The following is a 25,310-nucleotide window of genomic DNA, read 5'->3' on the forward strand; positions in this document are numbered from 1 at the left end:
TTATAGCATGGCCAGATCGATGTTTTTTTCCAGATAATTACGCACCCGCACGGCATCACCTATACGGGAATAGCGCCCTTGAGAGTTCAGGAACACCATAGCGACATCCCGGCCGTCGATACGAGTAACCATGACCAGGCAACGACCGGCTTCATTAATGAACCCGGTTTTGGATAACTGCACCGCCCAATCATCGTTTTTAACCAGGCGATTGGTATTGTTATAGGTCAGCGAGCGCCCGTTTTTCAGCGTAACTTTATGGCGTTCATTGACGGTATAACGTTGAATGAGTGGGTTTTCGTTGACCGCTTCCAGCAGCTTGATTAAGTCGCGTGGAGTGGAAACATTATCGGCCGATAGCCCCGTAGGGTCGACAAAACGGGTGTGTCGCATCCCCAATTCCCGGGCTTTATCATTCATGGCCCGAATGAAAGCCGGCAACCCACCTGCATAATAGCGGGCTAATGCGTGTGCCGCACGATTTTCCGACGACATCAGTGCCAGTAAAAGCATGTCGTCACGGCTGAGGGTTGTGCCAACCGCCAGGCGTGAACGCGAATGGCGTAAACGGTCGATATCCTCGTCGCTAATTGTGATTTTGGTTTGCAGATTCTGCCCGGCTTCGGCCACAATCAGGGCGGTCATGAGTTTGGTAATGGAGGCGATGGGGCGGGTGTCCTCACTGTTCTTGTCGTAGAGTACTTTGGTACTTTTCAAGTCTTGTACAAATACGGCCTCAGATCGCATAGGATCGGCCTGAACGGGCGTTGCGAAAGTAAAGCCACTGATCAAAAGCAGTAAAGCGGTGCAAAGTAGGTGGAAAGATCGCAGCATAATGAGTTCAGGCCGGGTTTCGATGATGATCGAATCATATCAGAACAAACTCAAAATTTTCATTAAATTTAGTCACTTATAGGGTTTTCTTTAATAATATTTGAGGTTTTTTGGCTACGTAAGGAAGAACTATGTCTCAAAAATCGGTTGAGCAGTTGGTAACAGGGCTCAATATGCAGCCGCACCCCGAAGGTGGGTATTACAGCGAGACCTATCGTGCGGCCGATCAGGTAACGCGTTTGTCCGATGGTGCGGTTCGTAGCAGTTCCACCGCTATTTATTACTTACTGAATAATGGCGCCTATTCGGCATGGCACCGCATTGCGTCGGACGAAGTGTGGCATTTTTATGCCGGGGACCCTTTGTTGTTGCACGTATTGGCGGGTGATGGTGATTTGCAGACCCATCGTTTGGGCCACCCTTTGGCGCATGCGCAGGCGGTTTGCCAGGCTGTTGTGCCTGCGGGGAGCTGGTTTGCCGCGCAACTGGAGCAACCAGCCGGCTTCGCGCTTTTGGGTTGCACGGTTGCTCCGGGGTTTGAATTTTCTGAGTTTGAGTTGGCCAAAGCCGATGATTTGCTTATGCAGTATCCGCAACACGCTGAAATTATTCAGCCTTTGCTCGCTCATGGGGGCGCTCAAGCCTAAAAGCCCGATCCGGGTTGTTTCAGAAATTCGGTTTCTTCGGCGGTAGAGGGGCGCCCCAGCGCTTTATTCCGATGCGGATAACGTCCGAAGCGCTCCAGTATTTCCTTATGCTTTATTTCGAATTCGAAGTTGGTTTCAAGCCCCGGCTGGTCATACAGTTCCATTGCGATTTCGTGAATCCGGATCGATTCGCTGTGCATGTAAGGTAAATACAGGAAGCCCAGTTGTGGCGGCTTGAACTGCTTGTCGACTCCCTGTGCAACAGCCTCCTGCGCCAGCGCCAACGCCAGGGGGTCGCACGCAAAAGCACGCGACTGGTTACGGTAAATATTGCGTGAAAACTGGTCCAGTACGATGATTTCGGCTAAACGGCCTTGTGGTGTTTTGCGCCATTCATATAGCTCGCATAGTGCGGCCCGATGGTGCAGTTGACTGAATCGTTCACGAACTTCAGCGTCCAGTGCATCGTCCTTATCGAACCATTGTTTTGGGGTAAGTTCGTGAAACCAAAAGCTCAAAACGTCGTGTGCGCTGTGCATGATATGTATTCCGAAAGCGGTTGAAAGTAACTATCTGATCCGTGTCAGGCCATCTTAGTCGCGATAATACGTGCTTACGCGTGTTTGTTCTACTTGAGCCTTTAGAGCCGGATCAGTACAGTAAGGCTTTAGGTTTACAAGTTTTCATGCGCTAGCGTGTTATTCGTTGAAAAGGAGCAGGGATATGGCTTATGTATTTCCGGGAACGCAAGGTATTGGTGAAATTGGCGAGCAACTTGAGCTTGACCTGACACCGGAAGAGGTGTCTGAATACCACGCGTATTTGTCGGCGCTTACGCCGGCATTTCATCTTATAGAACAATTGCCCGACGAAACGCCGCCGGTTAAGTACCCAAGAACGCCGGGTTATCGCCCTGAGGGTTCGGAAAACCAGCATAACGGCTGGGTTGTTAAATCCACCATTAAAGGGGCGACGAAAGGGAAGCTGAAAGGTAAAACACTGGCTATTAAAGACAGTGTGAATGTGGCAGGTGTACCCATGAGCAACGGGGCTTCCATTTTAGATGGCCATGTGCCCGATTTCGACGCCACAATCGTTACCCGTATCCTTGATGCTGGTGGTGAAATTCTGGGTAAAGCATCGTGTGAATATCTTTGTTTTGCAGGGAACAGTGTGACCGGGGTGAATGGGCCGGTTCAAAATCCGCGTGCGCCGGGGCGTAGCGCCGGCGGTTCCAGTACAGGCAGTGCCGCCTTGGTGGCCGCCGGCGATGTCGACATGTCGATCGGCGCCGATCAGGCTGGTTCCATTCGTATGCCGGCGTCGTTTTGTGGCATTGTGGGTTTAAAACCGACGTTTGGCCTGGTGCCCTACACGGGCGTAGCGGGAATTGAGTATACCTTCGATCACGTCGGCCCCATGGCGCGTACCGTGGCTGATTGCGCCTTGTTGCTTGAAGTCATCGCTGGAGAGGATGGTATTGATGGCCGCCAACGCAACGTAAAGGTTCAGCCCTATACCAAGGCGTTGGGACGCGGTGTGAAGGGCTTGAAAATAGGCGTGGTGAAGGAAGGGTTTGGGCGTCCCGAAACAGAGCAAGGCGTTGATGACGTTGTACGTGCTGAAATCAAGCGTCTGGAATCTTTGGGCGCTACCGTCGAGGAAATCTCCATCCCGTGGCATAACATCGGTTCGGCTTTGTGGTTGCCTATCGGTATCGAAGGCTCCTATCATAATATTGTGCGGGGTCATGGTGTGGGTTATGGCGGCATCGGCGCGTACTCTCTAACCTATATGAAAGCGTTCGAAAGCTGGCCGGCACATGCCGCCGAGTTGGCCGCACCGATAAAAGCTGTGTTGTTGTCGGGCCGTGTGCTGGAGCGCCACGGCGGCCGTCTTTATGCCAAAGCTCAGAATCTGCGTCGCCGCTTACGTAATGAATACGACGCATGGCTGCAGAAATTCGATGTGCTGGTAATGCCCACCACTCCCATGACAGCCACACCTATGCCGGGGGCCGACGCCGGGCCGCAGGAAATAGTGCATCGTTCGTGGGAAATGTTGCAAAATACCAGCCCGTTCGATTTAACCGGCCATCCTGCTATTTCGGTTAATTGTGGAGAGCACGACAGCCGACCGGTCGGCTTCATGGTAGTGGGGCGCCATTTCGATGAGCAAACGGTTTTTCAGGTGGCTGAAGCGGTGCATCGAGACTAAGGATTGCGAGCGGGGCGGGCAGATTACTCTATGTTCTGGGCCTGAACGTTGATTGGTAAATAAAAAACAATAAAAATCAATCAGTTAAATGTATTTTTCAGCCTATTTTTCAATTGTACCCACCAGTGTACTCACCATTTGGGTTGGGGCTTTAGCTGTCAGGCCTGTTTTTAGCACAGATAGGCTCACTTGCATGGTGCTATTTTTAGCTCTATATTTGTAGCTGATTTAACGGGAGGTACCTATGGACACCATTTACGCAGATTATTCGGTCAGCATGTCCGAGTTCAAAAAGAACCCCGCTCAGGTCCTGCGCACGGCGGGTGAGAAGCCCGTGGCGGTACTCAACCACAACCGCCCGGCGTTCTACATGATCACCCCCAAGCTCTTCGAAGCGCTGGTCGAGGAGCTGTCCGATCGTGACTTGGCGGAACTGGCCCGTCAGCGCCTGGCGAACAAGGGCGCAGCGGTCGAGGTGGACATTGACAGTCTCTGATGCCTCCCCGGCACCGGCGCGTTACCGTCTCAAGTTCTTGCCCGAGGCACTGGCCGAGTGGAACGCGCTGGACGGCAGTGTCAAGGCAGTCCTTAAAAAGTTGCTGTTGAAACGCCTGGAACAGCCACGTACGCCAGGCGCTGAACTGCGCGGTGACTTGCGCGATTGCTACAAGATCAAGCTGCTCAAACAGGGGTACCGGTTGGTTTATCTGGTTGAGGATGACGTTCTGGTCGTCCTCGTGTTGGCGGTGTCCAAGCGCGAAGACATGGAGGTCTACCGGGCAGCAGTTGATCGCTTGCTTTCTGGCTAACAGACGACAGACGTACATGACAGGCTATTGATGTCAGGACAACGATTGCCTGAGTCACCGTAACCCAGTCAGGCAGGCACTTGTGCCAACAAATATACCAACACGGCCGAATGTCCGCGTCATCTAGTCAAATTTCTCGCGGATCTCGGACTCTAGTCGTCGGTACTCCTTATTGATCAAATCTGACAACACTTCGTTAATCTGGCAGCGATTGTAACGCGCCAAAAGAGCCAACCGCTCTTTTACCTTAACGTCAACGTAGCTGTTGATGGCTTTTTTTTCCTTTTGATCTTGACGTCTTTGACGTTCCCGCCATGCCCTACTCATGTTTTTCAGCAGGAGGGTTTTCTCTGCCTTGTGAGCAGTCCAGTTTCGTAATACACCATATATCGCTAGAAATTTCTCATGATCGTTTATGGGGTGGAAAGAAAATAGAACGGGGATGCCAGGGCGGAAGTCCGAATTCTCTTTGCGGTGGTAGTCCTCCAAATAATTCCACGCCCATTCGCATTGCTCCCGTTCTGGTTTATTTAGCCAGTTTAGTGTTTTTACTTCGCTCAGCATGGACACCCAACGATTTTTGATGTTGTCCATGAAGAGCGATTTGCTGTAAGTCGAATTCGGTCCAATGATCCAGGTGTCAAAGTACAGCTTGATGCAGGCAAACCGCTCAGCGTGCGAAGACGGCGTTGGGTTAAGACGAAGTTGGTGGTAGAGAATCAACTGACGTTGATCGATCCAAGGCTCCTGGGTTTCTTGCCCGAAGAGAAAGTAATTGGCGGTGGTAGATAAATACCCCCAAATTGCCGAGCAGGCGTCTTGGTTCTCATTTAACCAATCAAACCGTTCATTGGGAATGATATTCCTGTTGCCCTCTGATATAAGCCAGTTTACCGCTCCCCATCTCGATTCGAGGTCGGGATATGTCGTGACGAGATGGTCAATAAGCGCCGATTTCAGCGTGTTTCTTTCGTTCGCGGCCAAGGCGCTTATGACTGGATGGTTGGCTGCGCTATTGAGTATATGGGCGAAACATTGGAGCGTGCGGAGATCACTGACTTCACGTATCAGGTCTTCCGGGTTCTTCTGTCGGTGATGAGGATAGATATGAACGGTCATGTCTGAAAGAGCGCCAATGTTTCGCTTCAAGTAAGCCACTACGTGGCCGGATGTGTCTTACATATGTCGATTTGTATCACAATATCACCTTGTTGTGGTGCGCCTACGTGGCTTATGGGTTAGCTATGCGTCCAGTCCACGTCGAGAAACCGTGTGATTTTTTAAGTTTTTGAGGTGTTATGTGAGTGATGCGGGAGTGTTCGGAGCAGCAGTATCTGGAGGCGGTTGTTAGCTCTGTTCGTAAACATGCCGGGGTAGATGCAGCGCTTACACCAACATGACCGATCGAGTTGGACCACTAATCTCGGAGTTGGCGTGACCACCCGGTACCCACTGTTTCCGTCTTTCAATAATGGCCGTCGACCACGTTTCTAGCACTTTTCAAAATTGGTCCTTGTCGGTTTAGTAATAGAAGAAGAACGAGAAGACATTCTGTAGGATGCAGAGGCAGCAAGCCTCTGTGTGACGATGAGTCAGTAAAAATATATACATCACCTCCCTCTGTATGAAACCAACCATACGGAGAATGTGATGAACACACCCTTTACATACAACCCCTACTACCAAGCACGGATCGTCGAGACAGTGGACAAGGCGCTCATACGCCATCCTCGTACGACAGCTATCCGGGTGGACTTGAGAATTCCTAATGCCTACTGGTCTACATTCCCTTCCGCACTAATCACGAGATTTTTCGAGTCATTAAAAGCGAAGGTGGCAGTTGACCTACGGAAAAAGGAACTTTCATGGCAAAAAAAATTAGCCTGTAAGTTGAGCTATGTATGGGTTCGAGAACTTGGACCCATTAGCGGGAAGCTGCACTTCCATGTCCTTTTGATGCTGAACAAAGATATTTACCTATCACTTGGCGATTTTCGACAAGTGAGTGGCACGCTTGCCTCGTTGGTTCAGCAGGCTTGGTGCAGCGCCCTGGGTTTGCCGTACCCCGAGTATCGGCAGCTGGTGCATTTTCCCAGAGGCGGAGTGATGCACATGGACAGTAATCATCCCGATTTCACGCAGCAGTGGCAGTTAGTTATGGGAAAGGCTGACTACCTGGCCAAGGAAGCCACCAAGCACTATGGGGATGGTCTGCGATCCTTTGGGTGTAGTCGCTGAGTAGTAGTTTTTTATCGCAACAGGCCATGTTGTGGAAGAGATGTCGGTTGACCTCGATCGACATCGACTTCTGCCTTTTACCAAGACAGGAGAGCAACATGATCAACGCCGTCCCGACAAATGTACGTTCTGCAGTTTGCCCAAATGACGACTCTTTTCCTTTGATGCAGGATCAGTTCGTGGATATGGCGTTCATGACGGAATACACGGGATTAACCGACAAATGGTTCTACAAGCTGATTCAAGACGGAAAGTTCCCCAAGCCGGTGAAATTCGGGCGCAGTTCCCGCTGGTTGAAAAGCGAGCTGGAGACCTGGATACAGGAGCGTATCCAGGAATCACGGGCAGCATAAGCCGACATGGTCGTGTGGAGCCGTACTTTCCGCTTGCCTTAGGAAACGGCCTTATCTACACATTCCTTCCAGCGTTTTCGGAGACATGCGTTTTCCGCCTTGAGCCTTTGATATCGTAGGTAATGCTGGTAGCTGTAATGCACCACTACGGCGAAGCCCACGGTGGCAAGCAGGTTCTTCATCATTGCGATTTTCCTTTATCGTCAGGGCGCTTGAATTGCTGGCGCTACCGAAACCTTAGACTGATGCCACTTCCGCTTCCGCTGCAATCCTTTCCAGCTTCGCGTTCAAAGACGGCGTCTGCACTGGCTTGGCGGTTTCTGCCGGTCGGTCTGGGTAGAACTCCTCCATCACATCCAATGCTTCGTCAGGATCATCTTCAAACGCGCCATTACCAAAACCGGCTCTGGCCACCGCATCCAGCGCCTGCTGGTCATAGGCCAATGCCTGGCGCTCCGCATGGGTCTGGCGAGCCTGCAACAAGGCCTGTTCAATCGTCATGCCTTCGCGCAGGGTGATATCGGCGTAGTAAATCGGGGTGCCACGCGATTGAGTGGTGCTTTTGCCGCGTAACCGAAGCTCCAGGGGTAGGCAGGCAAGCATGTCCCCTGAAATTGCCTTGAAGTATTGCAGCCTGGCCGCCAATGTGCGAATGCTGTTGTATCCGGTCGTGCGAAATACAAAGGTCCCCAGCTCATCATCCTCACCGATCTTGACGTTTAAGCGTCCGTAGGGCTTGCAAGCGCCGCCTTGTCCCGTCTCGCAGTTGTCGGGCGATGGACAGGGCAGCGCTTGTACGCCACTGCTGGTCACGCGTCGGCAGGTTTCGCCGTTACCTACGCACATCGGTCGGCCAGTTGTTCTGTCAAACATCGAATATTCGGCCCGAAGGTTCAGGTCAGGGTCGTTAAACAGTAGGGTGATGGGGATGGAGCGCAACTTGCCGTTTGGGTTGTTCTTGCGCAAGGCCTCATCCAGTGGGTGCGGCAGCCAACCTTCTTTGGTCTGTATTTGGCTGGTGATGGTGAACTGGTCGTCTTTTTCAGGCAGACGCTTGCCGTTGCGTTCAATGACGCGACCAATTGAAATGCGTCCAAGAACGGGTGGGGTGATTGATAAACCTTTGATCATGATGGACTCCAAAATAGAAAAAGCCCGCCGGGTGCGCAGCGGGCAGGGTGGTGTGGTGACGACGTGCGGTGAAGGTTGTGGCTTTACATCAGGCCTTTTTCAGCCAAGGAGGTACAACCCTGGGCTGCGACTACGATGTGATCCAGAACCCGGATATTGATCAAGGCCAAGGCTTGTTTCAGGTGCTTGGTCAATTGAATGTCGCTGCTACTTGGGGTTGGATCGCCCGACGGGTGGTTGTGTGCCATGATTAGTGCGGCAGCGTTGTGCTTGAGCGCCAGTTTCACGACTTCGCGCGGATGAACTGTCGTGGTGTCCAATGTGCCCTGAAACATTTCGTGGACACCGATGCTGCGCAGACGGGAATCGAGAAGGACTACGACAAAAACTTCGTGCTCGTAGTCTTGCAAAAGTGTCTGCATTTGCGATTGCACAGTGTCAGGATTGGACAGTTCCCGACCTTTGGCCAGACGTTGACGCGCAAATTGGTTGGCCATGGTCAAAATGTCCGCTTCGGTGACCTTGGGTGATTGCATGATGTAAACACCAGGTTCGTCGCTGGCTTTAAGCTTGTGATAACGCATGTGATGCTCCTTGACGGCAAAAAAGCCGTCGCTATGGACGGCCTGATTTAGTAAGTGGAAATGAAAGGCGGGGAGGGGCTATGTGCTGGCGTAACTTGAGTCGCCTAGCCTTGAACCAGAAACCGACGACTTCCCGGTCGGGGTTGGCTGTACTTGGCAGCCAACTCGGGGTAATCAGCCTGCAGCTTCTTTGAGTCCAGCGTGATGCCGTCTTTGCTGCGCTTCCAGCTCACGGCCCCCGTTTCGAAGGTGGCGTGGCTGGCTTCGCCCATGGCTTGCTGTATTTGTTGCTTGAACTGTTCTTCCAGCAAGGTGTATTTTTCGACCTGAAAGCGGGCGTCCTGCAGATCGGTAAAGAGCGCTGACATCTGGCTGTCCTGGCTAAAGTCCAGACGTACCCCATTGTCTCTGGGGTAAAGGCACTGCAAGGCGGTAGCTGCTGAATCTGAACCATCGACCGGTGGCGGAGTATCGGTCGTGACGTAGTGCCAGAATCGCTCTTGCAGGGTAATCAGACGGGCAATGAGCCCATCATCACGTTCAATGCGATAGACCTTCAAGGCTTGACCACACAAAAGCACGGCAACATCAGCGGCTTGTTTGCCCGTAACGGCCAGTTGATGCTGTACCTGAAGCTGCACGTATTCCGGTACGCCATCGCGCCAGAGCCGTGCGCCGAACTCCCCGGCTGTCTTACATTCCAGAATCTGTACATCAGGCGACCCAACGACCTCCCGGTCAATGTTGGCCAACATCCAGGGGATGTTTGGGTGCTGCAGTACGGCGTTGACCTTGCGTACCTTGCGACCGGTTTGCTTGGTATAGGACGCGGCCACAATCGGTTCTAGCAGGGTTCCCCAGTAAACCGGGGCCGTGGTGTCGTCGGGATCAGGTTTGGGCAGGTCGGCATCCCGGCCGGTCTTTTCCAGCCAGAGGGTTAATTGGCTCTTATAGGGATTCAGGCCAACGGCAGCAGCGGCGTCGGAGCTACCAATGCCGTGTTTACGTACTTCTAGCCAATCGTCGCGGGTGATCGTGTTGGTCTTGACCAGGCGAAGGGCGGGGCGAAGCGGTTGAATGTGTTCGTGGTTTAAGGCGATAGCCATGATAGTGCTCCATAAAAAAGCATAAGGCCCGGCGCAGTGAAGTCGCCGGGCCTTATGCCGTGGTGGTAGAGATCAGGTTTTTCGTAAGGGGCTAACAGCAGGCCATGGTTTGAGTGGCTTTGTCTTGATGCGTCACATTAATCAAGTTAGTTTGCAGTACATGGTCAGATATCACAATTGTGATATCAGCAGCCAGGAACGCTTAACTCATGACCGATCGTGACGGCGGTCACTTGAACGTTCTTGAACGCTTGAGCTGCAACGTCGTCGAAACGTGCTTCACAGTTAAAACGGGTATCCATGACATAGTCCTCGCCAGCGGCTTTTGTCATGTGCTCGCCCCAGGCGCTGGCAGCAGCGTAGGCGGCATCCTCAACCAGCACCACTTCCAGCAAGACCTGCATAAAACCAGCCGCTCGAGGGCCTTCCCAATGCGCGTAAGCCGACGGATCGTAGGCGTTTCCACACATGGTTAAGCAATTGGCCAGGTACCGTAAATCACCGCCAGACGTCTGTGCAAATGCCCCAAAAGTAAGTTTTGAGGTCGCGGCCGGTGCGTAGTCGCCAATAAAGGATCTAAGGTCGGCGCGGCACGTATCGCTAAGTGGCATATGCAACGCAGAGACACTGCCGCCTTTGATGGTGGCTGTGATGTCGCACCCCTTGACCCGAAAGGTGTGATTTTCACCAAGAGACTGGCGAGGAATGCCAGCAACGGACTCGAAATACCGCTGAGTCGTGCCAAGCATTTCACCGTTGAAAACTTCTTTGACGTCTGCCGCTATTGCTACGCTAGAAAAAACGCCAGTCAGAAGTGATGTGATGAGGGCGCGGAAAAGATACGACATAAGTGTGTTCCTTGTTTTTAGAGATCAATAAAGTTAAATGTTGATACATTTTGTATTGTGCCATTGTTGTCGGGCTGAAGTCCGAAGAGGGGCGACCGACATGACCGGCACTATGGGTTGTTGTGACACGCACGCTCATGCCAGCATCAGCAAAGTCCGATCCAGGGCCTTTTGTTTAAGGGCAGCCCCCTGACCGAACCAGGCAGAATCCAATCGGTAATCCGTGTTACGGGCACGACGCTCGTGGTCTACGAATTCGGTGATGGCATTAAGCAGCCCCAGGGCGGTGCCGCTTGACGTACCCAGTTCAGCCCCGCGGCCTCGCCCGTTGTAAAGCTCCAGAACTTTAGCCATGGCCGATTCGTTGGGTTGGATGCTTGCGCTTTGGCGTGGCTCGGAAAACAGATGGCGAATGAATGCTTCAGCTTCGACGTGTTTGACCTTGCGCTGGCTTAGGACTTTCATGCGGTACATGAACGTATCCCAATTTGAGACAGAAATGCCCAGTTGCCGTTTAACTGCCTGTGCGTCGAAGGCAGTGCTGTGGGGCACCTTGACGGCCCCTCTGCTGTCATCAATCGCCACGGCCAGGGTGTTGTTGCACACGACGCGAACGGCTGTGAATTGCGCGGTGGTCGCCAAGGTTCCATCGCAAGCGGTGGCCAGCAGCACATAGGCGTTGGTGACATCGTTACCCTGTATCGTGGCCGAATGGCCCGTGCGTGCCAGGGCCCATACTTTCTTACCACCCTTAAGAACGCCAGCCGTTTCCAGTTGGAAACCAGAGATTTCGGTTAGATCGCGGTAAAACTCGAGAATTTCGCGTGGCTGAACGACTTGATAGCGTTGGCTGACGACCGACAGGGGTGTGCGGTTGTCGGAGCGGTACAGCACTTTGCTTTGTGGGAAGGTGATCAAGCGTGATTGAGTGTCATCAACGGCATCCATGAACTGAACGGGGGCTTCTTTGATGTCCCAGTTCATTCCGGCTTGCTGTTGCCAGACCTCAATAGGTTGGTTTGGACTGAGTTGATTTCCCAAGCCATGCCAGGGGGTTTGGCCGACATAGGCCATTTGTTCAACAAGGTGAGCCATAGCGGTTCTCCAGACAAAATGTTCAAAAGGTTCGAAAGGTGTGACCACACGTGTGGCATATGTGGTTGTTCAGAATTGTTTCGTCTACGGCTTGACCCAACGCAGCGCCGGCAGCACAACCCACTGCGCCACCTGCCAGAGCGCCGAGCACTGCTGTCGTGACTCCGTTTAGGGGTGTTGATGAGGCCATCGCGCGAAACCCCATAAAGGCACCGATACTGGCACCCTTTTGGGCACCGGCCATCGCGCTGAAGACGCCAGCGCATGTACCGAGCGCCCCACCTAGCCTTTTGCCGTGATTTTTGAGTCGGGTTTTGGGTGATCCGCACAGCGGGCAGTTGACGGACCTGGAGGGTCTGTCTGGGCGATAAGTAAAGTGATATGCGTTTGGATTGGGAGGTGTTGTCATGCTGAAAATCCTTGGATAGGGAAGGCGGCATAAAAAAGGCCCCAGAGGGTGAGCTCTGGGGCCAGTACGGGTAGATTGGTTGGTCAGGAACGGGTAGCAGGAGTTGGGTAAGGTAGCAGGGCTATCGTGTCACTGATGCTTAGTGTTAATTCGGCGGCTAGCCAAAGTAGGTTGTCTTGAATTTCGGCAGAAAGGGTATTGAAGTTCTCTAGGCCATCAGCGTGCAGGCACGTTAATAGGGCGTGTAGCTGCCCGAGCTTGCCCGTGATTTGGCCGATGGGGTCGGTCGTGAGTTGAGGGTTCGGCAGGGTGTCTGTTTGGATTTGTGACCGATTTCTAGTCATACATACTCCTAGTGATAGGGTGACACCGTCTGGTGCTCGACTAGGTGATATGTGAGTAAAGAAATCTGGATTCTGCTTTGGACATTAGGACCGCGTTTTTAGCTGTCTAACTGGCTGTCACCAGGATCGCGCACCTTCTATAGGCGAACCAGGGATAGCGCCTTTCAAGGTAACGACTCGTCGATACAAGTTTTGGCAACAATAAGCAATGTCTATGTTGGGTCGGTCTTGGAGAGCCGCCTTTGGCTGCAATCGGGCTAGGCCGTGTGAAAACTTGTTGAAGTATGAAATTCAGGGGTCATCTCACCATTAACCTAGTCAAGAAAAATGCATACAGAACGATCTGAGAGGTCAATTTTTTGCCGCGGTCGGTGTCTGATGTGTTTTCACATAGCCTCGACCTTAAGCGGAAGTAATGCTGATTTGGCATCTGTAGTAGATACAGATATAGTGTAACAATTATTTTTGAACCGATGAGGTCCGGTCGGCAATGTGCTTTATTGCTATTGTCGCGCAGTGCGGATCAGAATAAAAACGAGGAAATGCGATCAATGAATGCAATGGAGGCAATGCAGTTGCATGTGCAGGACTGCATCGGCAAGTTGCCCGTCATTTTGCTTGGTAGCGGTGCATCTGCAGCGCATGGCATCCCAGGCATGGATTTACTGGGAAAGCACCTGGCGGCGTCGACTTTGCCTGCGGTCTGTCAGAGCGAGCCGCACCTTACAGGGTGGCTACAATTTCTGGAGAACGTCCAGAAGATGGATCTTGAGTCAGCTCTGACCAGTGTCAATGTTACTACCGAAGTGCTCGGGCACATTGTGCTCACTACCTGGACTTTCCTCAATGAAGCGGACTTCTTAATTTTCGAGCGGGTGTTGGCCGACCGGCGCCTCTTGCCGCTCAGTCAATTGTTTCAGCATCTTCTACGCAGCACTGCCATGCAACTCCAGGTCGTGACTCCAAACTACGATCGGCTTGCTGAGTACGCTGCTGAGGCAGCCGGCTATTGCGCCTACACAGGGTTCACCTTCGGAATGTTTGGCGTGCGTGCAGTCGATTTGCCGCGGATTTATACAGGGCAGCGACAGGTGCGAACGGTTAACGTTTGGAAAGTGCATGGCTCACTGGGCTGGTTCAGCGGAACAGACGGCTCCATCGTCGCACTGCCACCGATGAGAGCCGTCCCAGATGGCTTCACTCCGGTCATCGTCACGCCAGGTACTGAGAAGTACCGGCGTACGCATGAAGAGCCGTTTCGCAGCGCCATGCACAGTGCAGACGATGCGGTTGCCCGGGCAAGCGCTTTCCTGTGCATTGGGTACGGTTTTAATGATGACCACCTACAGCCCCTGATGATGGAGCGCTGCACGCGTCCGGATGTCCCTTTGGTCTTGATCACGAAGGAAATTAGCTCCACGGCCCATCAGTTTCTCAAGAGCGGGCGTTGCAGCCGCTATGTAGCACTCGAGGAGTGCCCAAATGGCACCCGGATGTTTAGCCACGATGTGCCAGACGGCCTCGAGCTGCCCGGCGAATCCGTTTGGCGTCTTGATCGCTTCCTGTCCTTTGTCACTGGATGAGCACATATGAGCATTCTCAACTATAAAGACAATGAGTCGCTAGGGCGCGTGCGCTCAGTTGACACCGCGACCGTCGTCATTGCCGTGGATGATGTTGAGCGCCTGCGTAAGCTGCAAGTAAATCGCCTCGCAGTACTGCAGAGTAGCCGCGCTGGCCAGCACCTGATTGGCATCATCCAGAAGATCACGCGCACAGCCGTCGACGGCAAGGAAAACTCGGTCGATGCTGAGGAACCACTGGACGACGACCGGATGGGCGAACTCAACGTGGTGCGTATCGCACTCATCGGTACGCTGATGGACAAGGTCGGACTCCGTAACAACGTCTTTTTGCGCACGCTCGAAACGGTTCCAGAGATTGACGCTAACTGTTTCGCACTTGAAGGAGAACGGCTTACTTCCTTTATGCGTGTCATCGCCAACATTTCGGGCGACGGGCAGAAACTCTCGCTTGGTCACTACACACTTGACGAGAGTGCAGATGCGTTCCTGAACGGAAATAAGTTCTTTCAGCGCCATGCGGTCGTCGTTGGAAGCACGGGCTCCGGCAAATCTTGGACCACGGCCCGAATCCTTGAGCAAGTGGCAGCCCTACCAAACGCCAATGCGATCGTCTTCGACATTCACGGCGAATACGCGCCACTCGCTTCAAAAGGCTTCCAGCATTTCCGGATCGCTGGACCTGCTGACCTTACCGACGAGGCTTTGCTCGGCGATGGCGTGATTTTCCTCCCATACTGGCTACTTGGCTACGAGGCTATGACGTCAATGTTCGTTGATCGCTCTGACCAGAACGCGCCTAATCAAGCGATGGTAATGTCTCGCGCTATCTTGGCAGCCAAACAGAAATACCTGGAAGGGCAGGGGCGCAAGGACGTGCTCGAAAACTTCACTATTGACAGCCCCATTCCCTTCGATCTCACCAGCGTTATTGACGATCTTCGCAAACTCAACGATGAGATGGTGCCGGGCGCACGCGCTGGTTCGGAGAAGGCGGGCGAGTTCAACGGCAAATTAAGCCGGATGATTCAGCGGCTCGAGAACAAGCGTACAGACCGGCGATTGGGTTTCCTGTTTCAAGGCACCGGAGAAACGCAGGCGTTTGACTGGCTCGATCGATTCGTCAGCGCATTGCTGGCCGGATCGGTCGACCAGAAGTGCGGCGGAGGGGGCGTGAAGGTAATCGACTTCTCTGAAGTCCCGTCCGACGTGTTACCGCTGATGGTGAGCCTAGTTGCAAAACTCGCGTTCTCGGTGCAGCAGTGGACCGAAGCCTCGATGCGCCATCCCATCGCTATCTTCTGCGACGAAGCGCACCTCTACATTCCCGAGCGACAACAAGCCGGTGGAGCAGGGGAAATCTCTGTTGAGATCTTCGAACGGATTGCTAAGGAAGGCCGCAAGTACGGCGTCGGCCTGGTCGTCATCAGCCAGCGCCCTTCCGAGGTTAATCGGACGGTCCTGAGCCAGTGCAATAACCTGGTGGCCATGCGTTTGACCAATGGCGACGATCAGGCGGTGGTGCGCAGGCTGTTGCCGGATAGCTTGGCAGGATTTGGTGACCTCTTGCCAGTGCTAGATACGGGCGAGGCGCTTGTTGTGGGGGATGCTAGCCTCCTGCCGACGCGGATCCGGGTCTCAACACCGGAGCATCGGCCCAATAGCGGAACCGTCGAATTCTGGGAACGCTGGGCCTCCGACCAGGCAGTCGGTGGCCTTGCTGTAGCCGTCGACGCCTGGCGAAAGCAGACTATGCAGGCTTAGAATGTCAGTGTCTCTTGATAGCGCCCCGGGTCAGAGCAGAGCTGGGGACGCAGCACCATTGCGAGCGACCGATCCCGGCCGAGGCTGTGTGAAAACGCATCAAGCACTGGCACCGGCAAAAAACCGACCTCTCAGATCGCTCCGCATGCGATTTTTTTGCTATAGGTAATGGTAAAAGAAGACCCTTGAATTTTGTAGTTTCCTGAGTTTTCACACAGCCTCGGCCAGAAGCGGACGATCACCAAGGGCTGCTTTGAGACGCCTCTGCTGCGACGAGTGCATTGAGCGGGTTGCGCGCCGCCCTGCCCGTGCGTGTAGCTCATGGTGGTTGCAACGTCGGCATGCCCCAGCAGCTCTTGTAAGGTACGGAGTCGCTGCCGGCTTGCAGCAGGTGGGTTGCGAAACAGCGCCGCAGCGTATGCTTGCCGGCTTGGTGATGCCGGCCAAGCCCAACACCCACTCTAAAGCGCGGTGGAACGTCTTGTCGTGGATGTGGTGGCGCCGAACGACGCCACTGCTCGGAACGGTCGAGAGATGGTCTTAAGGAAAGACCCAGAAGCAAGCCCATGACAGACCGGCCCGCGATTACTTCCGTTCCAATGCATATGGCTTCTCGAGCCGGGCTGGCCAACCTCTATATCGGCGGCCCCCACCAGCCGTGCGCGAGCGAGTTTGGCATGGAGCTCAACGGCCAATGACTGCGGCAGCATTGCCACTCGGTGCCTGCGGTCCTTGCCGTCCTTGACTGAGCGGACGATCAGCGATTGAAGCGCGAAGTCGAGATCCTTCAGTAAGGTTCCGGTAAACCCACATTGACGAACGGCCGCATGAGCGGCCGTTGTGATTTATTCGTTTGCTTGCAGCTGCCAATGATGCGGCAACAATTCTTCAATGCGGCGATTGGGATGGGTTGGCAAGCGGGTCAGCACATCTTTCAAATAAGCATGCGGATCGTGACCGTTGAGCCGGGCCGAATGAATCAGGCTCATTACCGCTGCAGCACGACGCCCAGCCCGCAGTGAACCCGCGAAGAGCCAATTCTTCCTGTTATGTCTATCTTGGCATAAGGGAATTTATGTTCAGCCGTTGATTATGTTGAGTCGCCGACAGCGGTCCGCCCTATTTGCGGCGGTCCGATCCTGTCGGCTGCACATAATCAAAGAGCCTGAAGAAACTCCAACAGTGCATCTGTCGGCCGGTAGCGCGTGCGTGGAATTTCAGGGGGCGCGATCGCAGCCAAGGCGCGTTCCTTCATAGCCAGGTCCGCTTCGACGTAACTGTGAGTCGTTACAGGGCTTTCATGTCCGAGCCACAAGGCAATGACGGTGAGGTCGACGCCGGACTGCAGTAGGTGCATAGCGGTCGTGTGACGCAGCGTGTGCGGGGAGATGTTCCGCCCTTGGAGCGACGGACACTGTGGCGTCGCCGTGCTCACAGCCCGTGCGATCCGTTGTGCGATATTGGAGCGAGTCATCGGTTTGCCCCAGCGGTTGGGCAGCAACGGTTGCTCCGTCTGAAGGCTCGTCGATTGAAGCCAACGGCGGATTTCTACGACGGTTTCCTTCCACAGTGGTACGGTGCGCTGCTTGCGCCCCTTACCGTGCAAACGCACTGACGATGTGACTTCGAGTTCCAGATCGCGGACGCGGATGCCGATAAGTTCAGATACGCGGGCGCCGGTGTTGTAGAGCAGTTGAAGCAGCACTCGATCCCGGCGGCCGCACCAGGTCGTCGGATCAGGCGCCGTCAGGAGTGCATGCACCTCATGGCGGGACAGGAATCCGAGCAGGGGCTTGTCGAAGCGTTTCATCGGAATAGCGAGAATGCGCTGGATGATCAGCAGTGCCGGCGGGCACTGCACGGCAACGTACCGGGCAAAGGCACGGACCGCAGCGAGCCGTGCATTGCGGCTGCGCACCGTATTGTGGCGCTCGGCCTCAAGGTGTTCCAGAAAGTCGAGAATCAATTCCGCATCGAAATCATTCAAGGCCAGCTTGACAGGCGGCTTGCCGAGTTTGCGCTCGGCGTAGCCCAAAAGGAGCCGGAAGGTGTCCCGGTACGCCGCCACAGTCCGGGAGCTGACAGCTTGCTGCTGAAGAAGACGGTTGGCAAAGAAGTGCTGGATCAGGGCGGAGAATTCGGCGGGATCGGTCAGTATTGGACTCATGTCGGCTCCCCTTGGGCATAACGATGGAAGCGCTCAGCCGCGACGGCCATCAGCTCGGGGGTCCCCGTGAGGTACCAGTAGGTATCGACCACCTTGGCGTGCCCCACGTAGATCGAGATTGCCGGCAGACCTTGCTCAACAGCGCCGCCTTGCTCATAGAGGCGCAGTACGCTGCGGACGATGAAGGTATGGCGCAGATCATGTAACCGGTGATGAGCATGATCTCCGCGCGATTGCCAGCCGTGTTGGCGACACACCCACTGCAGCGCGTATAAGATATTGCGCCGATCAACGGCCTTGCCGTCGTCGCGCAGGAAGAAGTGATCGCAGCACGGGCGAGGGACGAGTTGGTCTCGCAACTGCGCATACGCCTGCAAGTGTGGAATCGTGCTCGAATGCAAAGGAACAAAACGGCGCTGGTGACGCTTGGCGTCTCGGATGTCGAGCACACCCGCCTCGAGATCTACATCGGCCCGGGCCAGCTTAAGTGCTTCTGAGATGCGCAGTCCGGTGGCTGCCAGCAGCCCGAAGACGGTTCGGCAGGTCGCCGGACGCAGCCTGCCTGGTGGGCTCAGCAGGTCACTCGCTTCCAGGAGGCTTCGCAGTTCGTCGTCGGTATAGATATGCGGCACTAACCGTCGGTGTGCTGGGCCGAAAAGCTTGCGTGGGGGCACTACCGTATCCGGGTCAGTGCGAAGGCAAAAAGCAGCAAACCCGCGTAATACCTCGATGCGACGCGCCCAGCTGATCGGACGGGGATGGCGTGAGGCCCGGGCCCAGTCTGCGGCCAACTCCAGCGTGAGCCGTTCGGCTGCGCGTTGGTCAGCAAAGCGGGCAAACGAGCTAAGCTGCCCACCCTCAACCGAGAGCCCAAAGCCGAAGCTGCGTCGATAGGCGAGGTAGGCGGCCACCCGAGCTGCCCAGGTTATGGCGGCGGCGTTCATGATGTGCTCCCCGGCCAAGGCAAGGCGACAGAACGCAGGCGTTCCAGGTCAACACGGGCATACACTCGGGCGGTGTTCACATCCCGATGACGTAGCAGATCGGCGATCTCCTTGATTGATACGCCGGTCTTCTGCAGTCGAGTGGCCATTGAGCGCCGAAGCACATGGGTATTGCAGAACTGGCCTGCTAAGCCGCAACGGGCAAAAGCACGATTCATCGCGTTGCGGATAGCCGCCACGCTTAGGGGAATACCGAATGGTGCCCGATGCCGTATGAACAGGGTACGGCTATCGGTCTGTGGGCGTCCTTCGCGCAGGTAGCGGACGAGCGCTTCACCGGTCAACGCCGGCATAGGCAGATGCTGGACTCGCTGACTCTTGGTGTGGTGGAGCTTCATAGTACCGTTTCGCCAATCCACGGCCTCCAGCGTCAAGTGGGTGACCTCGGCGCCCCGCAGGCCCAGATCAAGCAGGCATCGGGCAATGGCGTAGTCACGCAGCCCGACCGGATCGGTCAGGTCGAAAGCTTGCAGAAAACGCTCAATCTGACTATCCGTGAGCACTTTAGGAGGATGCCGACGGGGCCAGTTGGCGATGACGGGCAACGTCGCCGATAGTATCCGCGTGTCGTCGCCCAGCAGAGTGCGGAAACGCAAATAGCTGCGCAAGCTTGAGCAGACCACCTTACATGACGAGGGCTTCCAGCGAGTAGCCAAGCCATTAAGAAAAGTATCGATATCTCCAGCGGACAGCCGTCCAATCTCGAGGGTGTCATTCCCGAAGCAACTAACCAGGAAGGCCTCCACATGGCGAACCCGATAAGTGCAGGTCAGCGGCGCCAAGCCGCACGTGTGGCGCAAATGATGGGCGAAGTGCTCAACCTCGGCGGCAATGTGGCCCGTCGTCGCCACATCGTCTGACTCGGGCAGCAGGTCCAGCAAATGGTGAAGAGCCGCCCGCATATCCGTTATCTCTGATCTGCACGGCGCAGGACAGGAGCAAGACGGCAAGTGGTTCTGCAGAAACCGCTCGATAAGCACCTGATCGATGTCCGCAGCAGTCAGCCCTTCACCCCGCATCCAATAGCTGAAATGCGCCAAACAGCGCAGATAAGCGATGAGGGTGTTCCTTGCATAGCGCCGACTCTGAAGTGCCTCGATGTACGAAACGATGAGTTCGTTCAGCGGGCCGTCCGTCAGCCAGTCACGGCGAACAAGGTGAGCCAGGAATTTATTGGTGGGCATGATGGCCTCCTGTAGTGAAGAATGGAAACCACAGAAAACCACCAATGATTATGCGTAGGCAAGATTAGCCGTTGACTCTTGTAGGAAGCACGAGCCTTACCGTTACGGCTCCCCGCCACGAGCGACTCAACATAATCAACGGCTGAACATAATTCCTGCCCAGGGCTACCGGACGAATCTGATTTTCGATGTGATTGTTATCAATGGGAAGCCAGCCGTTATCCAGGTAACGCGTCAGCGCCGCCCAACGCTTCAGGCTGTAGTCCAGTGCCTTGGCAATGCCCGAACCATCGGGCACCCGCAACCGCTGCGCAAGCAACCAGGCATGCAACTGATCAATAATGGGTTTGGCGTGCGTCTGCCTTATTCGCCTTCGTTCCTGTGGCGTTAAGGTTTTGGCTTCGCGCTCAATGTCATACAGTTGGCCGAAGTACTGTAATGCCTGCTCGGCAATCTGGCTCTGGTTGTTTGCATGTAGCTCGAAGAACTTGCGCCGTGCGTGCGCCATGCAACCGATTTCGGTCACGCCTTGCTCTTGGAAGGTCTTTTTGTAGCCGGTATAGTCGTCCGTCACCAGGTTACCTTGCCAGCTTCCCAGGAAGGCACGGGCATGCTCGCCGGCACGGCTGGGTGCAAAGTCGTATACAACGGCTTTTAGGTCTTCAAACGCACCGGGGGCATAAGCCCACAGGTACGCACGATGGGTCTTTTTGCCCGTTTCCGGGCGCAGCACCTGCACCGGCGTTTCATCAGCATGCAGTACATCATGCTTCAGAATTGCTTGATGCAAGGCATCGACCAGCGGTTGCAGATGAACCCCGCAGACACCCACCCAGTCAGCCAAGGTGGAGGTGGGTAATTTGACGCCAGCCCGCTCGAAGATCTTTTGTTGACGGTACAGCGGAAGATGATCGGCATATTTGGACACCAATACATGGGCCAACAAGCCGGTTGTCGGCAAGCCTTTATCGATGATGTGCGCCGGAACAGGCGCCTGCGTGGGTGTCTCGCACTGGCGACACGCCCATTTACCTCGAATATGGCGTTCAACACGTGCGATGCCGGGGATATAGTCCAGTTTCTCAGCCACATCTTCGCCAATACGTTGCAGTTGGCAACCGCAGGAGCAGGCGGCGGAGTCGGGCTCATGGCGAATCTCGACTCGAGGCAGATCAGGCGGCAGGGCCTGGCGTTTGGCCTGTTGCTGTGGCACAGCCTTGCGCGGATGGTCGGTCAACTGTTGTAGTTCTTGTTCAATGGCGGCAATGTCAGCCGTCACAGCTTCTTCCAGCAAGCTGCCCTGTACGCCATTGACTTGTTCACTCTTTTTGCCGAACCTGAACCGGCGCAGCACCGCAATCTCATGCGTGAGTTTGGCGATGGTGGTGTCTTTTAAATGGATGACACGTTCGTGGCGGGCGAATGCTTGCTCATGATCGGACAGCCGTTGATGCGCTTGCGCCAGTTGCTGATCGCGCTCACGCAACAAGGCGCGTAGCGCATCAGCATCCAGATTCTCTAGCGGGTCAGACAACGGCAAACTCATGGATCAGCAGTGTGCCACAGCCCGTGGCCCGCCCACCATCGGCGCATGCCCGGATTGATTTTATGGTGTAGTTTGGTGCCTAAATAACGTCGATAATGCCGCCATCACCGATACGTTGCCAAGGTAGCCCAATCACCAGGGCTTGCAACTGTGCGTCGGTTACCTCAACGTGTACTTTACCTGCGCGTGGCCAGACAAACCGACCCTGATTCAGTCTTCGTGCAGCCAGCCAGACACCTAAGCCGTCATGCACCAGTATCTTCAAGCGGTTGGCGCGCCGGTTCGCAAAGACATAAGCATGGTGTGGGTGGGCAGCGCCGAAGTCTTTGACCACACGAGCCAGCGCCGTGTCAGGGCCGGCACGCATATCCATGGGTTGTACGGCTAACCACACCCGCTCAACATGAATCACGCCAACACTTCCCGCGTCCAACGGGCAAAGGCCTGATAATCGCGGGTCGGCCAACGCACCTTCATCGTCAGGCCCCTGGCGGACAACTCCAGTTCAACCATCGTATCCGATGTTGCTGATCGTGAGGGCGTGGCGGCCGCCTTGGCATTGTTCGCTTTAGGTGCCTGCACTGCATGCGCAGGCTTTAACGCGACCCAGTTGGCCGGGGTGATATCAATTGTTTGATCATTAGGCGTTGGCTGGACGCTTTGCAGACTATGCTTGCCGTAACGCGCGTGCTCGGTGACCCAACGGTGCAGCACGTTTGGGTTCATGCCATGGTCTACCGCCAACGCGGTTAAAGATGTATGCCCCTCAAGGCACTGGGCCACCAGCTCAGCTTTAAATTGCGGGCTGTAGGTGCGGCGCTGGGGCTTGGAGTTAAGAGACTCGTCCATCAGATCGTATCCACGATAAATAAGCGGACACTTATATTCTCTTAATCGTGACACCCCGCTCAAGGTGGGTTTACCGGATGCTTACGGATGTCGACGACTTCAGCCCATTCCAACGCCCGTCGATGGCGCCGATCGAAATCAAATCTCTCGCAGGTAGACATATTCCGTTGCGGCTTGCCTTTTAAGCATGCCCAACCTTGTTTCGTGCTGCACGAACTGATTTTTCTCTAGCGCTCTGATTGAACCGATGTTTCGAGAGTCCACGGTTGCCCTCAGAGTTCGAATGTTTGAATCTAACTGCGAGATGGACTTTGCGATGATCTGTGATCCGAAGCCTCGCCGCCAATACGCACGTCCAAGCATAAATCCGACATCAGCGAGCCCAGCACGTTGGATGTTTACTTCAAGAAGCCCAATAGGTACTTTCCGTTCTGAATCTAGATAGGCGCCAAACGACAGCCTGGAGTTCATGAGGCTATGGCGGTTGCAAAAATCAGCCAGTGTTAACGGCTGCGGGGCTGGAATGAACTGATAGATGGCGTCGTCAGCTAATACTGAAAAAAATGCATCAATCGACCGGGGGGCGGTCAATTGAAAAACCAAGACTTGCTGCTCGTTCTCAAACATAGATTGCCACTGCTCCAATATTTCGAAAATCTGAGAAACGAAACGCTGTGTTTTCAATCATCTTTGCCAAGCCTTCCGAGCACTTCCCCATTTTTCGAGCGCTCGATGCAATCGCACTGTTGTCTTGACTCAACGTCTGGTAGACTTTCAGAAGGGCCTCTTGGCACGCTAGGCCGGCGAGCAATCGGTCCAGCAAAAACAGCCCAAACACCGCTGCATATCTAGGATCAACCGGCCAGAGGTGTGAAACGACAACTTGGCTCCCTGACGCGAGAGCAGCAGCCATTCCTGAGTTGTTTGGGTTATAGCTGATTCGGGTTGCTGCACCGTCGCAAAGATTCAAAATCAAGGTCTTACGAGAATTCCACTTGCTTTTAGTTTTCAGGAGTTCATCAACAGCAACCTCTGAGCTATTGGAGAAGTGTATCTTATCCGGCTCGCGTTCCCAGTGATCGAATTTGCCGTGTGCAGAGATGTAAATGTGCGTCAGTCGCTGATCATTGATTGCCGCAATGACATCGTCCGGTTTCGGATTAATGCGAATGTCAGCGGAATCACCAAATGCTCCCCTGATCCACTGCGACTCAAGTTCAACCGTGTAGGTCGATTCAGCCAAGAAGAATACAAAATTCTTATCCACTGATTCGTCCACCACATCTTGGAGGCTTGTTGAAAGAAAAGGTGGCAAAACACCCAGCGAGCACAGTGCACCTTGCACGGGGTGATTGTGTGATGGGACGAGGGTCAGCAGACTGACCTCCTTGAAAAAGTCATCTTGCAGGTGATAGTGCTCGATGACTGCCAGCCTCAGGGCTTCGAAGGCATCCTCCTGTATTGGCTTCCCGAAGTCATCGAATTTTTCAACGGCAGATCCGAGTTCCTCTTGACCTCGTATTGATATCGCAACGCCATTCAATTTATTACACAAACGCATCAGGCGAGCATAGTTGTCGCCATTCCCTTCGATTGAAAACTGGATGCGCTCGTTCGCTTTGAGGGCCGTAAATGCGTTGTTAATATTGGGAAGAACGAACGCGTGACCAGACTTGAAGCCTTCCTTCCTAATGTCCGATCGGAGACATCTGATAAGGAATAGGAGATCGTTGTAGTTGTTCTTGTCCTGAAGCGTCCAGATGACGGGCTCAAGCAATCCGATTTTGCCCACCCTGATATACGCCAATTCATGCCAATTCAGTGCCGAAATTATCCATCCCAGCACTTCGGACGAGGCGTCTAATTGGCAGTAGTAGTTGATGTACGCCTGAAGCTTTTGAATATGTGGCAGATGCGGAGAGAGCGCCAGTGTCTTTTCTACATGCTCAAGATGGTCCGATTGCCCTTGGTTGATCCTTGATGAAAGAATGAGCGATCGTATGGCCTCATCCTTTGCCGACGACAGGCGCACGGTTTTCAGGTAGCGGCGAGCTCGGTCGGCGAAGTCATCATCATAGACGGCTGCCCATGCGGCCATTTGACTCCTAGCGGCAAGCGTCGAATGAGACCGTTCGAACATGTCCAGGATCATCCAACAGCAATACCAAACACCTTTTGCTTCCCTAGGAAATGCAGCCATCTCCAGGAAGTAAAAATAGAGGACTTCAACCCACTTGATGAAGAACTGCGGTGCGCTTTCAATCGCGACCTGCATTTGTTTGTCTTCGAGAAACACAGAGATGTGTATTGGACTAATGGCAGCTGACGGTTCATGCTGCTCTTTGCCCGAGAAAAATGACATGACTGGCAAGCCAACAGCAGCAAGCCGTCCGGTTTCAAAGACCTCGATTGTGCGCTCCATCTGTTCCAAGTAGAAATGAAATGGAGAAAGTTCTTCACCGTCGATCAGAATTGGCATGTTTTCCGCGTATGGACTTTCATAGGGCGGCAAGCGTGACTTTATGAAGTACCGCCTGCCGCACGACCTATGAATCGACTAGAAAAGGTTGGTTGCAGGCCGTAGAACTGGCTTCGCTA

Annotated in this window: 24 protein-coding genes and 2 pseudogenes; 8 read left to right on the forward strand and 18 right to left on the reverse strand. The window is 54.2% G+C overall.

Going from position 1 to position 25,310, the window contains the following annotated elements:
* A complete protein-coding gene (pbpG, locus tag G9Q38_RS10500) occupies positions 1-834 on the reverse strand; it encodes a D-alanyl-D-alanine endopeptidase (RefSeq protein WP_166130719.1) in 834 nt (277 codons plus the stop codon).
* A gap of 131 nt (positions 835-965) precedes the next feature.
* On the opposite strand from pbpG, the gene G9Q38_RS10505 reads away from it, so the two are divergent.
* Positions 966-1,481: a cupin domain-containing protein gene (locus G9Q38_RS10505; protein WP_166130722.1), complete on the forward strand. Its 516-nt coding sequence runs from the start codon at positions 966-968 to the stop codon at positions 1,479-1,481.
* Here G9Q38_RS10505 and G9Q38_RS10510 read toward each other — a convergent pair.
* Positions 1,478-2,020, reverse strand: coding sequence for a DUF924 family protein (locus G9Q38_RS10510; RefSeq protein ID WP_166130725.1), 543 nt, complete (start codon positions 2,018-2,020; stop codon positions 1,478-1,480). The genes G9Q38_RS10505 and G9Q38_RS10510 overlap by 4 nt on opposite strands.
* Positions 2,021-2,204: 184 nt before the next feature.
* Between G9Q38_RS10510 and G9Q38_RS10515 the strand changes: the two genes are divergently transcribed.
* The 3 genes from G9Q38_RS10515 to G9Q38_RS10525 all read left to right on the forward strand — a co-directional run bounded on the left by G9Q38_RS10515 (position 2,205) and on the right by G9Q38_RS10525 (position 4,507).
* Positions 2,205-3,698, forward strand: a complete 1,494-nt coding sequence (locus G9Q38_RS10515; RefSeq protein WP_166130728.1) for an amidase — start codon at positions 2,205-2,207, stop codon at positions 3,696-3,698.
* A 244-nt stretch (positions 3,699-3,942) separates the two neighbouring features.
* Complete coding sequence (locus tag G9Q38_RS10520) at positions 3,943-4,194, forward strand: type II toxin-antitoxin system prevent-host-death family antitoxin (RefSeq protein ID WP_137430352.1); 252 nt, start codon at positions 3,943-3,945, stop codon at positions 4,192-4,194.
* A complete protein-coding gene (locus G9Q38_RS10525) occupies positions 4,181-4,507 on the forward strand; it encodes a type II toxin-antitoxin system RelE family toxin (protein ID WP_166130730.1) in 327 nt (108 codons plus the stop codon). The genes G9Q38_RS10520 and G9Q38_RS10525 overlap by 14 nt, the downstream gene beginning before the upstream one ends.
* Positions 4,508-4,630: 123 nt before the next feature.
* Here G9Q38_RS10525 and G9Q38_RS10530 read toward each other — a convergent pair whose 3' ends face one another.
* A complete protein-coding gene (locus G9Q38_RS10530; RefSeq protein ID WP_166130733.1) occupies positions 4,631-5,665 on the reverse strand; it encodes a hypothetical protein in 1,035 nt (344 codons plus the stop codon).
* Between the two features lie 492 nt (positions 5,666-6,157).
* Between G9Q38_RS10530 and G9Q38_RS10535 the strand changes: the two genes are divergently transcribed.
* On the forward strand, positions 6,158-6,745 hold the full coding sequence (locus G9Q38_RS10535) for an inovirus Gp2 family protein (protein WP_166130736.1): 588 nt from the start codon (positions 6,158-6,160) through the stop codon (positions 6,743-6,745).
* A gap of 98 nt (positions 6,746-6,843) precedes the next feature.
* Complete coding sequence (locus tag G9Q38_RS10540) at positions 6,844-7,098, forward strand: helix-turn-helix transcriptional regulator (protein WP_166130739.1); 255 nt, start codon at positions 6,844-6,846, stop codon at positions 7,096-7,098.
* 237 nt (positions 7,099-7,335) lie between these two features.
* Here G9Q38_RS10540 and G9Q38_RS10545 read toward each other — a convergent pair whose 3' ends face one another.
* The 6 genes from G9Q38_RS10545 to G9Q38_RS10570 form a co-directional block, all read right to left on the reverse strand.
* Positions 7,336-8,229, reverse strand: a complete 894-nt coding sequence (locus tag G9Q38_RS10545) for a recombination directionality factor (protein WP_166130741.1) — start codon at positions 8,227-8,229, stop codon at positions 7,336-7,338.
* Between the two features lie 83 nt (positions 8,230-8,312).
* Entirely contained in the window at positions 8,313-8,813 is a 501-nt protein-coding gene (gene radC, locus G9Q38_RS10550) for a RadC family protein (RefSeq protein ID WP_166130744.1), read from the reverse strand.
* Between the two features lie 104 nt (positions 8,814-8,917).
* Positions 8,918-9,919 carry a YqaJ viral recombinase family nuclease gene (locus tag G9Q38_RS10555; protein ID WP_166130747.1) on the reverse strand — a complete coding sequence of 334 codons (1,002 nt, stop codon included), beginning with the start codon at positions 9,917-9,919 and terminating at the stop codon, positions 8,918-8,920.
* A 185-nt stretch (positions 9,920-10,104) separates the two neighbouring features.
* On the reverse strand, positions 10,105-10,767 hold the full coding sequence (locus G9Q38_RS10560; protein WP_166130750.1) for a hypothetical protein: 663 nt from the start codon (positions 10,765-10,767) through the stop codon (positions 10,105-10,107).
* A 135-nt stretch (positions 10,768-10,902) separates the two neighbouring features.
* Positions 10,903-11,862, reverse strand: a complete 960-nt coding sequence (locus G9Q38_RS10565) for a DUF932 domain-containing protein (protein ID WP_166130752.1) — start codon at positions 11,860-11,862, stop codon at positions 10,903-10,905.
* 492 nt (positions 11,863-12,354) lie between these two features.
* Positions 12,355-12,615 (reverse strand): hypothetical protein, encoded by a 261-nt coding sequence (locus G9Q38_RS10570; RefSeq protein WP_166130755.1) that lies wholly within the window; start codon positions 12,613-12,615, stop codon positions 12,355-12,357.
* 551 nt (positions 12,616-13,166) lie between these two features.
* Here G9Q38_RS10570 and G9Q38_RS10575 point away from each other — a divergent pair.
* Positions 13,167-14,198, forward strand: coding sequence for an SIR2 family protein (locus G9Q38_RS10575; RefSeq protein ID WP_205962285.1), 1,032 nt, complete (start codon positions 13,167-13,169; stop codon positions 14,196-14,198).
* Positions 14,199-14,204: 6 nt separating this feature from the next.
* Entirely contained in the window at positions 14,205-15,962 is a 1,758-nt protein-coding gene (locus G9Q38_RS10580) for an ATP-binding protein (RefSeq protein ID WP_166130758.1), read from the forward strand.
* 845 nt (positions 15,963-16,807) lie between these two features.
* On the opposite strand, the pseudogene G9Q38_RS10585 reads toward G9Q38_RS10580, so the two are convergent.
* The 9 genes and pseudogenes from G9Q38_RS10585 to G9Q38_RS10625 all read right to left on the reverse strand — a co-directional run.
* Positions 16,808-17,008: pseudogene (locus tag G9Q38_RS10585) on the reverse strand (transposase domain-containing protein); the annotation flags it as partial.
* Positions 17,009-17,118: 110 nt separating this feature from the next.
* Positions 17,119-18,129 carry a site-specific integrase gene (locus G9Q38_RS10590; RefSeq protein WP_166130761.1) on the reverse strand — a complete coding sequence of 337 codons (1,011 nt, stop codon included), beginning with the start codon at positions 18,127-18,129 and terminating at the stop codon, positions 17,119-17,121.
* Positions 18,126-19,073 (reverse strand): tyrosine-type recombinase/integrase, encoded by a 948-nt coding sequence (locus G9Q38_RS10595; protein WP_166130764.1) that lies wholly within the window; start codon positions 19,071-19,073, stop codon positions 18,126-18,128. The genes G9Q38_RS10590 and G9Q38_RS10595 overlap by 4 nt, the downstream gene beginning before the upstream one ends.
* Positions 19,070-20,083 (reverse strand): site-specific integrase, encoded by a 1,014-nt coding sequence (locus G9Q38_RS10600; protein ID WP_205962286.1) that lies wholly within the window; start codon positions 20,081-20,083, stop codon positions 19,070-19,072. Before G9Q38_RS10600 ends, G9Q38_RS10595 begins: the two co-directional genes overlap by 4 nt.
* A 301-nt stretch (positions 20,084-20,384) precedes the next feature.
* Positions 20,385-21,863: pseudogene (tnpC, locus tag G9Q38_RS10605) on the reverse strand (IS66 family transposase); the annotation flags it as partial.
* Between the two features lie 79 nt (positions 21,864-21,942).
* On the reverse strand, positions 21,943-22,275 hold the full coding sequence (gene tnpB, locus G9Q38_RS10610) for an IS66 family insertion sequence element accessory protein TnpB (protein ID WP_166130771.1): 333 nt from the start codon (positions 22,273-22,275) through the stop codon (positions 21,943-21,945).
* Positions 22,272-22,712 (reverse strand): transposase, encoded by a 441-nt coding sequence (locus G9Q38_RS10615; protein ID WP_166130774.1) that lies wholly within the window; start codon positions 22,710-22,712, stop codon positions 22,272-22,274. The genes tnpB and G9Q38_RS10615 overlap by 4 nt, the downstream gene beginning before the upstream one ends.
* A 138-nt stretch (positions 22,713-22,850) precedes the next feature.
* The gene (locus tag G9Q38_RS10620) at positions 22,851-23,339 is read right to left on the reverse strand and encodes a GNAT family N-acetyltransferase (RefSeq protein WP_166130776.1); all 489 of its coding nucleotides are present in this window, start codon (positions 23,337-23,339) and stop codon (positions 22,851-22,853) included.
* Entirely contained in the window at positions 23,332-25,191 is a 1,860-nt protein-coding gene (locus G9Q38_RS10625) for a CHAT domain-containing protein (RefSeq protein WP_166130779.1), read from the reverse strand. The genes G9Q38_RS10620 and G9Q38_RS10625 overlap by 8 nt, the downstream gene beginning before the upstream one ends.
* Between the last annotated feature and the right edge of the window lie 119 nt (positions 25,192-25,310).

This window comes from Pusillimonas sp. DMV24BSW_D, assembly GCF_011388195.1.
Taxonomy (GTDB): Bacteria; Pseudomonadota; Gammaproteobacteria; order Burkholderiales; family Burkholderiaceae_B; genus Neopusillimonas; species Neopusillimonas aestuarii.

Bases quoted from the DNA above. Each gene is read 5' to 3' on its own strand.
- G9Q38_RS10510 (WP_166130725.1), bottom strand. From the start codon at position 2,020: ATGCACAGCGCACACGACGTTTTGAGCTTTTGGTTTCACGAACTTACC.
- G9Q38_RS10575 (WP_205962285.1), top strand. From the start codon at position 13,167: ATGAATGCAATGGAGGCAATGCAGTTGCATGTGCAGGACTGCATCGGC.
- G9Q38_RS10560 (WP_166130750.1), bottom strand. From the start codon at position 10,767: ATGTCGTATCTTTTCCGCGCCCTCATCACATCACTTCTGACTGGCGTT.
- G9Q38_RS10535 (WP_166130736.1), top strand. From the start codon at position 6,158: ATGAACACACCCTTTACATACAACCCCTACTACCAAGCACGGATCGTC.
- G9Q38_RS10595 (WP_166130764.1), bottom strand. From the start codon at position 19,073: ATGAACGCCGCCGCCATAACCTGGGCAGCTCGGGTGGCCGCCTACCTC.
- G9Q38_RS10570 (WP_166130755.1), bottom strand. From the start codon at position 12,615: ATGACTAGAAATCGGTCACAAATCCAAACAGACACCCTGCCGAACCCT.
- G9Q38_RS10515 (WP_166130728.1), top strand. From the start codon at position 2,205: ATGGCTTATGTATTTCCGGGAACGCAAGGTATTGGTGAAATTGGCGAG.
- G9Q38_RS10615 (WP_166130774.1), bottom strand. From the start codon at position 22,712: ATGGACGAGTCTCTTAACTCCAAGCCCCAGCGCCGCACCTACAGCCCG.
- G9Q38_RS10590 (WP_166130761.1), bottom strand. From the start codon at position 18,129: ATGAGTCCAATACTGACCGATCCCGCCGAATTCTCCGCCCTGATCCAG.
- G9Q38_RS10505 (WP_166130722.1), top strand. From the start codon at position 966: ATGTCTCAAAAATCGGTTGAGCAGTTGGTAACAGGGCTCAATATGCAG.
- pbpG (WP_166130719.1), bottom strand. From the start codon at position 834: ATGCTGCGATCTTTCCACCTACTTTGCACCGCTTTACTGCTTTTGATC.
- G9Q38_RS10580 (WP_166130758.1), top strand. From the start codon at position 14,205: ATGAGCATTCTCAACTATAAAGACAATGAGTCGCTAGGGCGCGTGCGC.
- G9Q38_RS10625 (WP_166130779.1), bottom strand. From the start codon at position 25,191: ATGCCAATTCTGATCGACGGTGAAGAACTTTCTCCATTTCATTTCTAC.
- G9Q38_RS10520 (WP_137430352.1), top strand. From the start codon at position 3,943: ATGGACACCATTTACGCAGATTATTCGGTCAGCATGTCCGAGTTCAAA.
- G9Q38_RS10545 (WP_166130741.1), bottom strand. From the start codon at position 8,229: ATGATCAAAGGTTTATCAATCACCCCACCCGTTCTTGGACGCATTTCA.
- G9Q38_RS10555 (WP_166130747.1), bottom strand. From the start codon at position 9,919: ATGGCTATCGCCTTAAACCACGAACACATTCAACCGCTTCGCCCCGCC.
- G9Q38_RS10540 (WP_166130739.1), top strand. From the start codon at position 6,844: ATGATCAACGCCGTCCCGACAAATGTACGTTCTGCAGTTTGCCCAAAT.
- G9Q38_RS10565 (WP_166130752.1), bottom strand. From the start codon at position 11,862: ATGGCTCACCTTGTTGAACAAATGGCCTATGTCGGCCAAACCCCCTGG.
- radC (WP_166130744.1), bottom strand. From the start codon at position 8,813: ATGCGTTATCACAAGCTTAAAGCCAGCGACGAACCTGGTGTTTACATC.
- G9Q38_RS10620 (WP_166130776.1), bottom strand. From the start codon at position 23,339: ATGTTTGAGAACGAGCAGCAAGTCTTGGTTTTTCAATTGACCGCCCCC.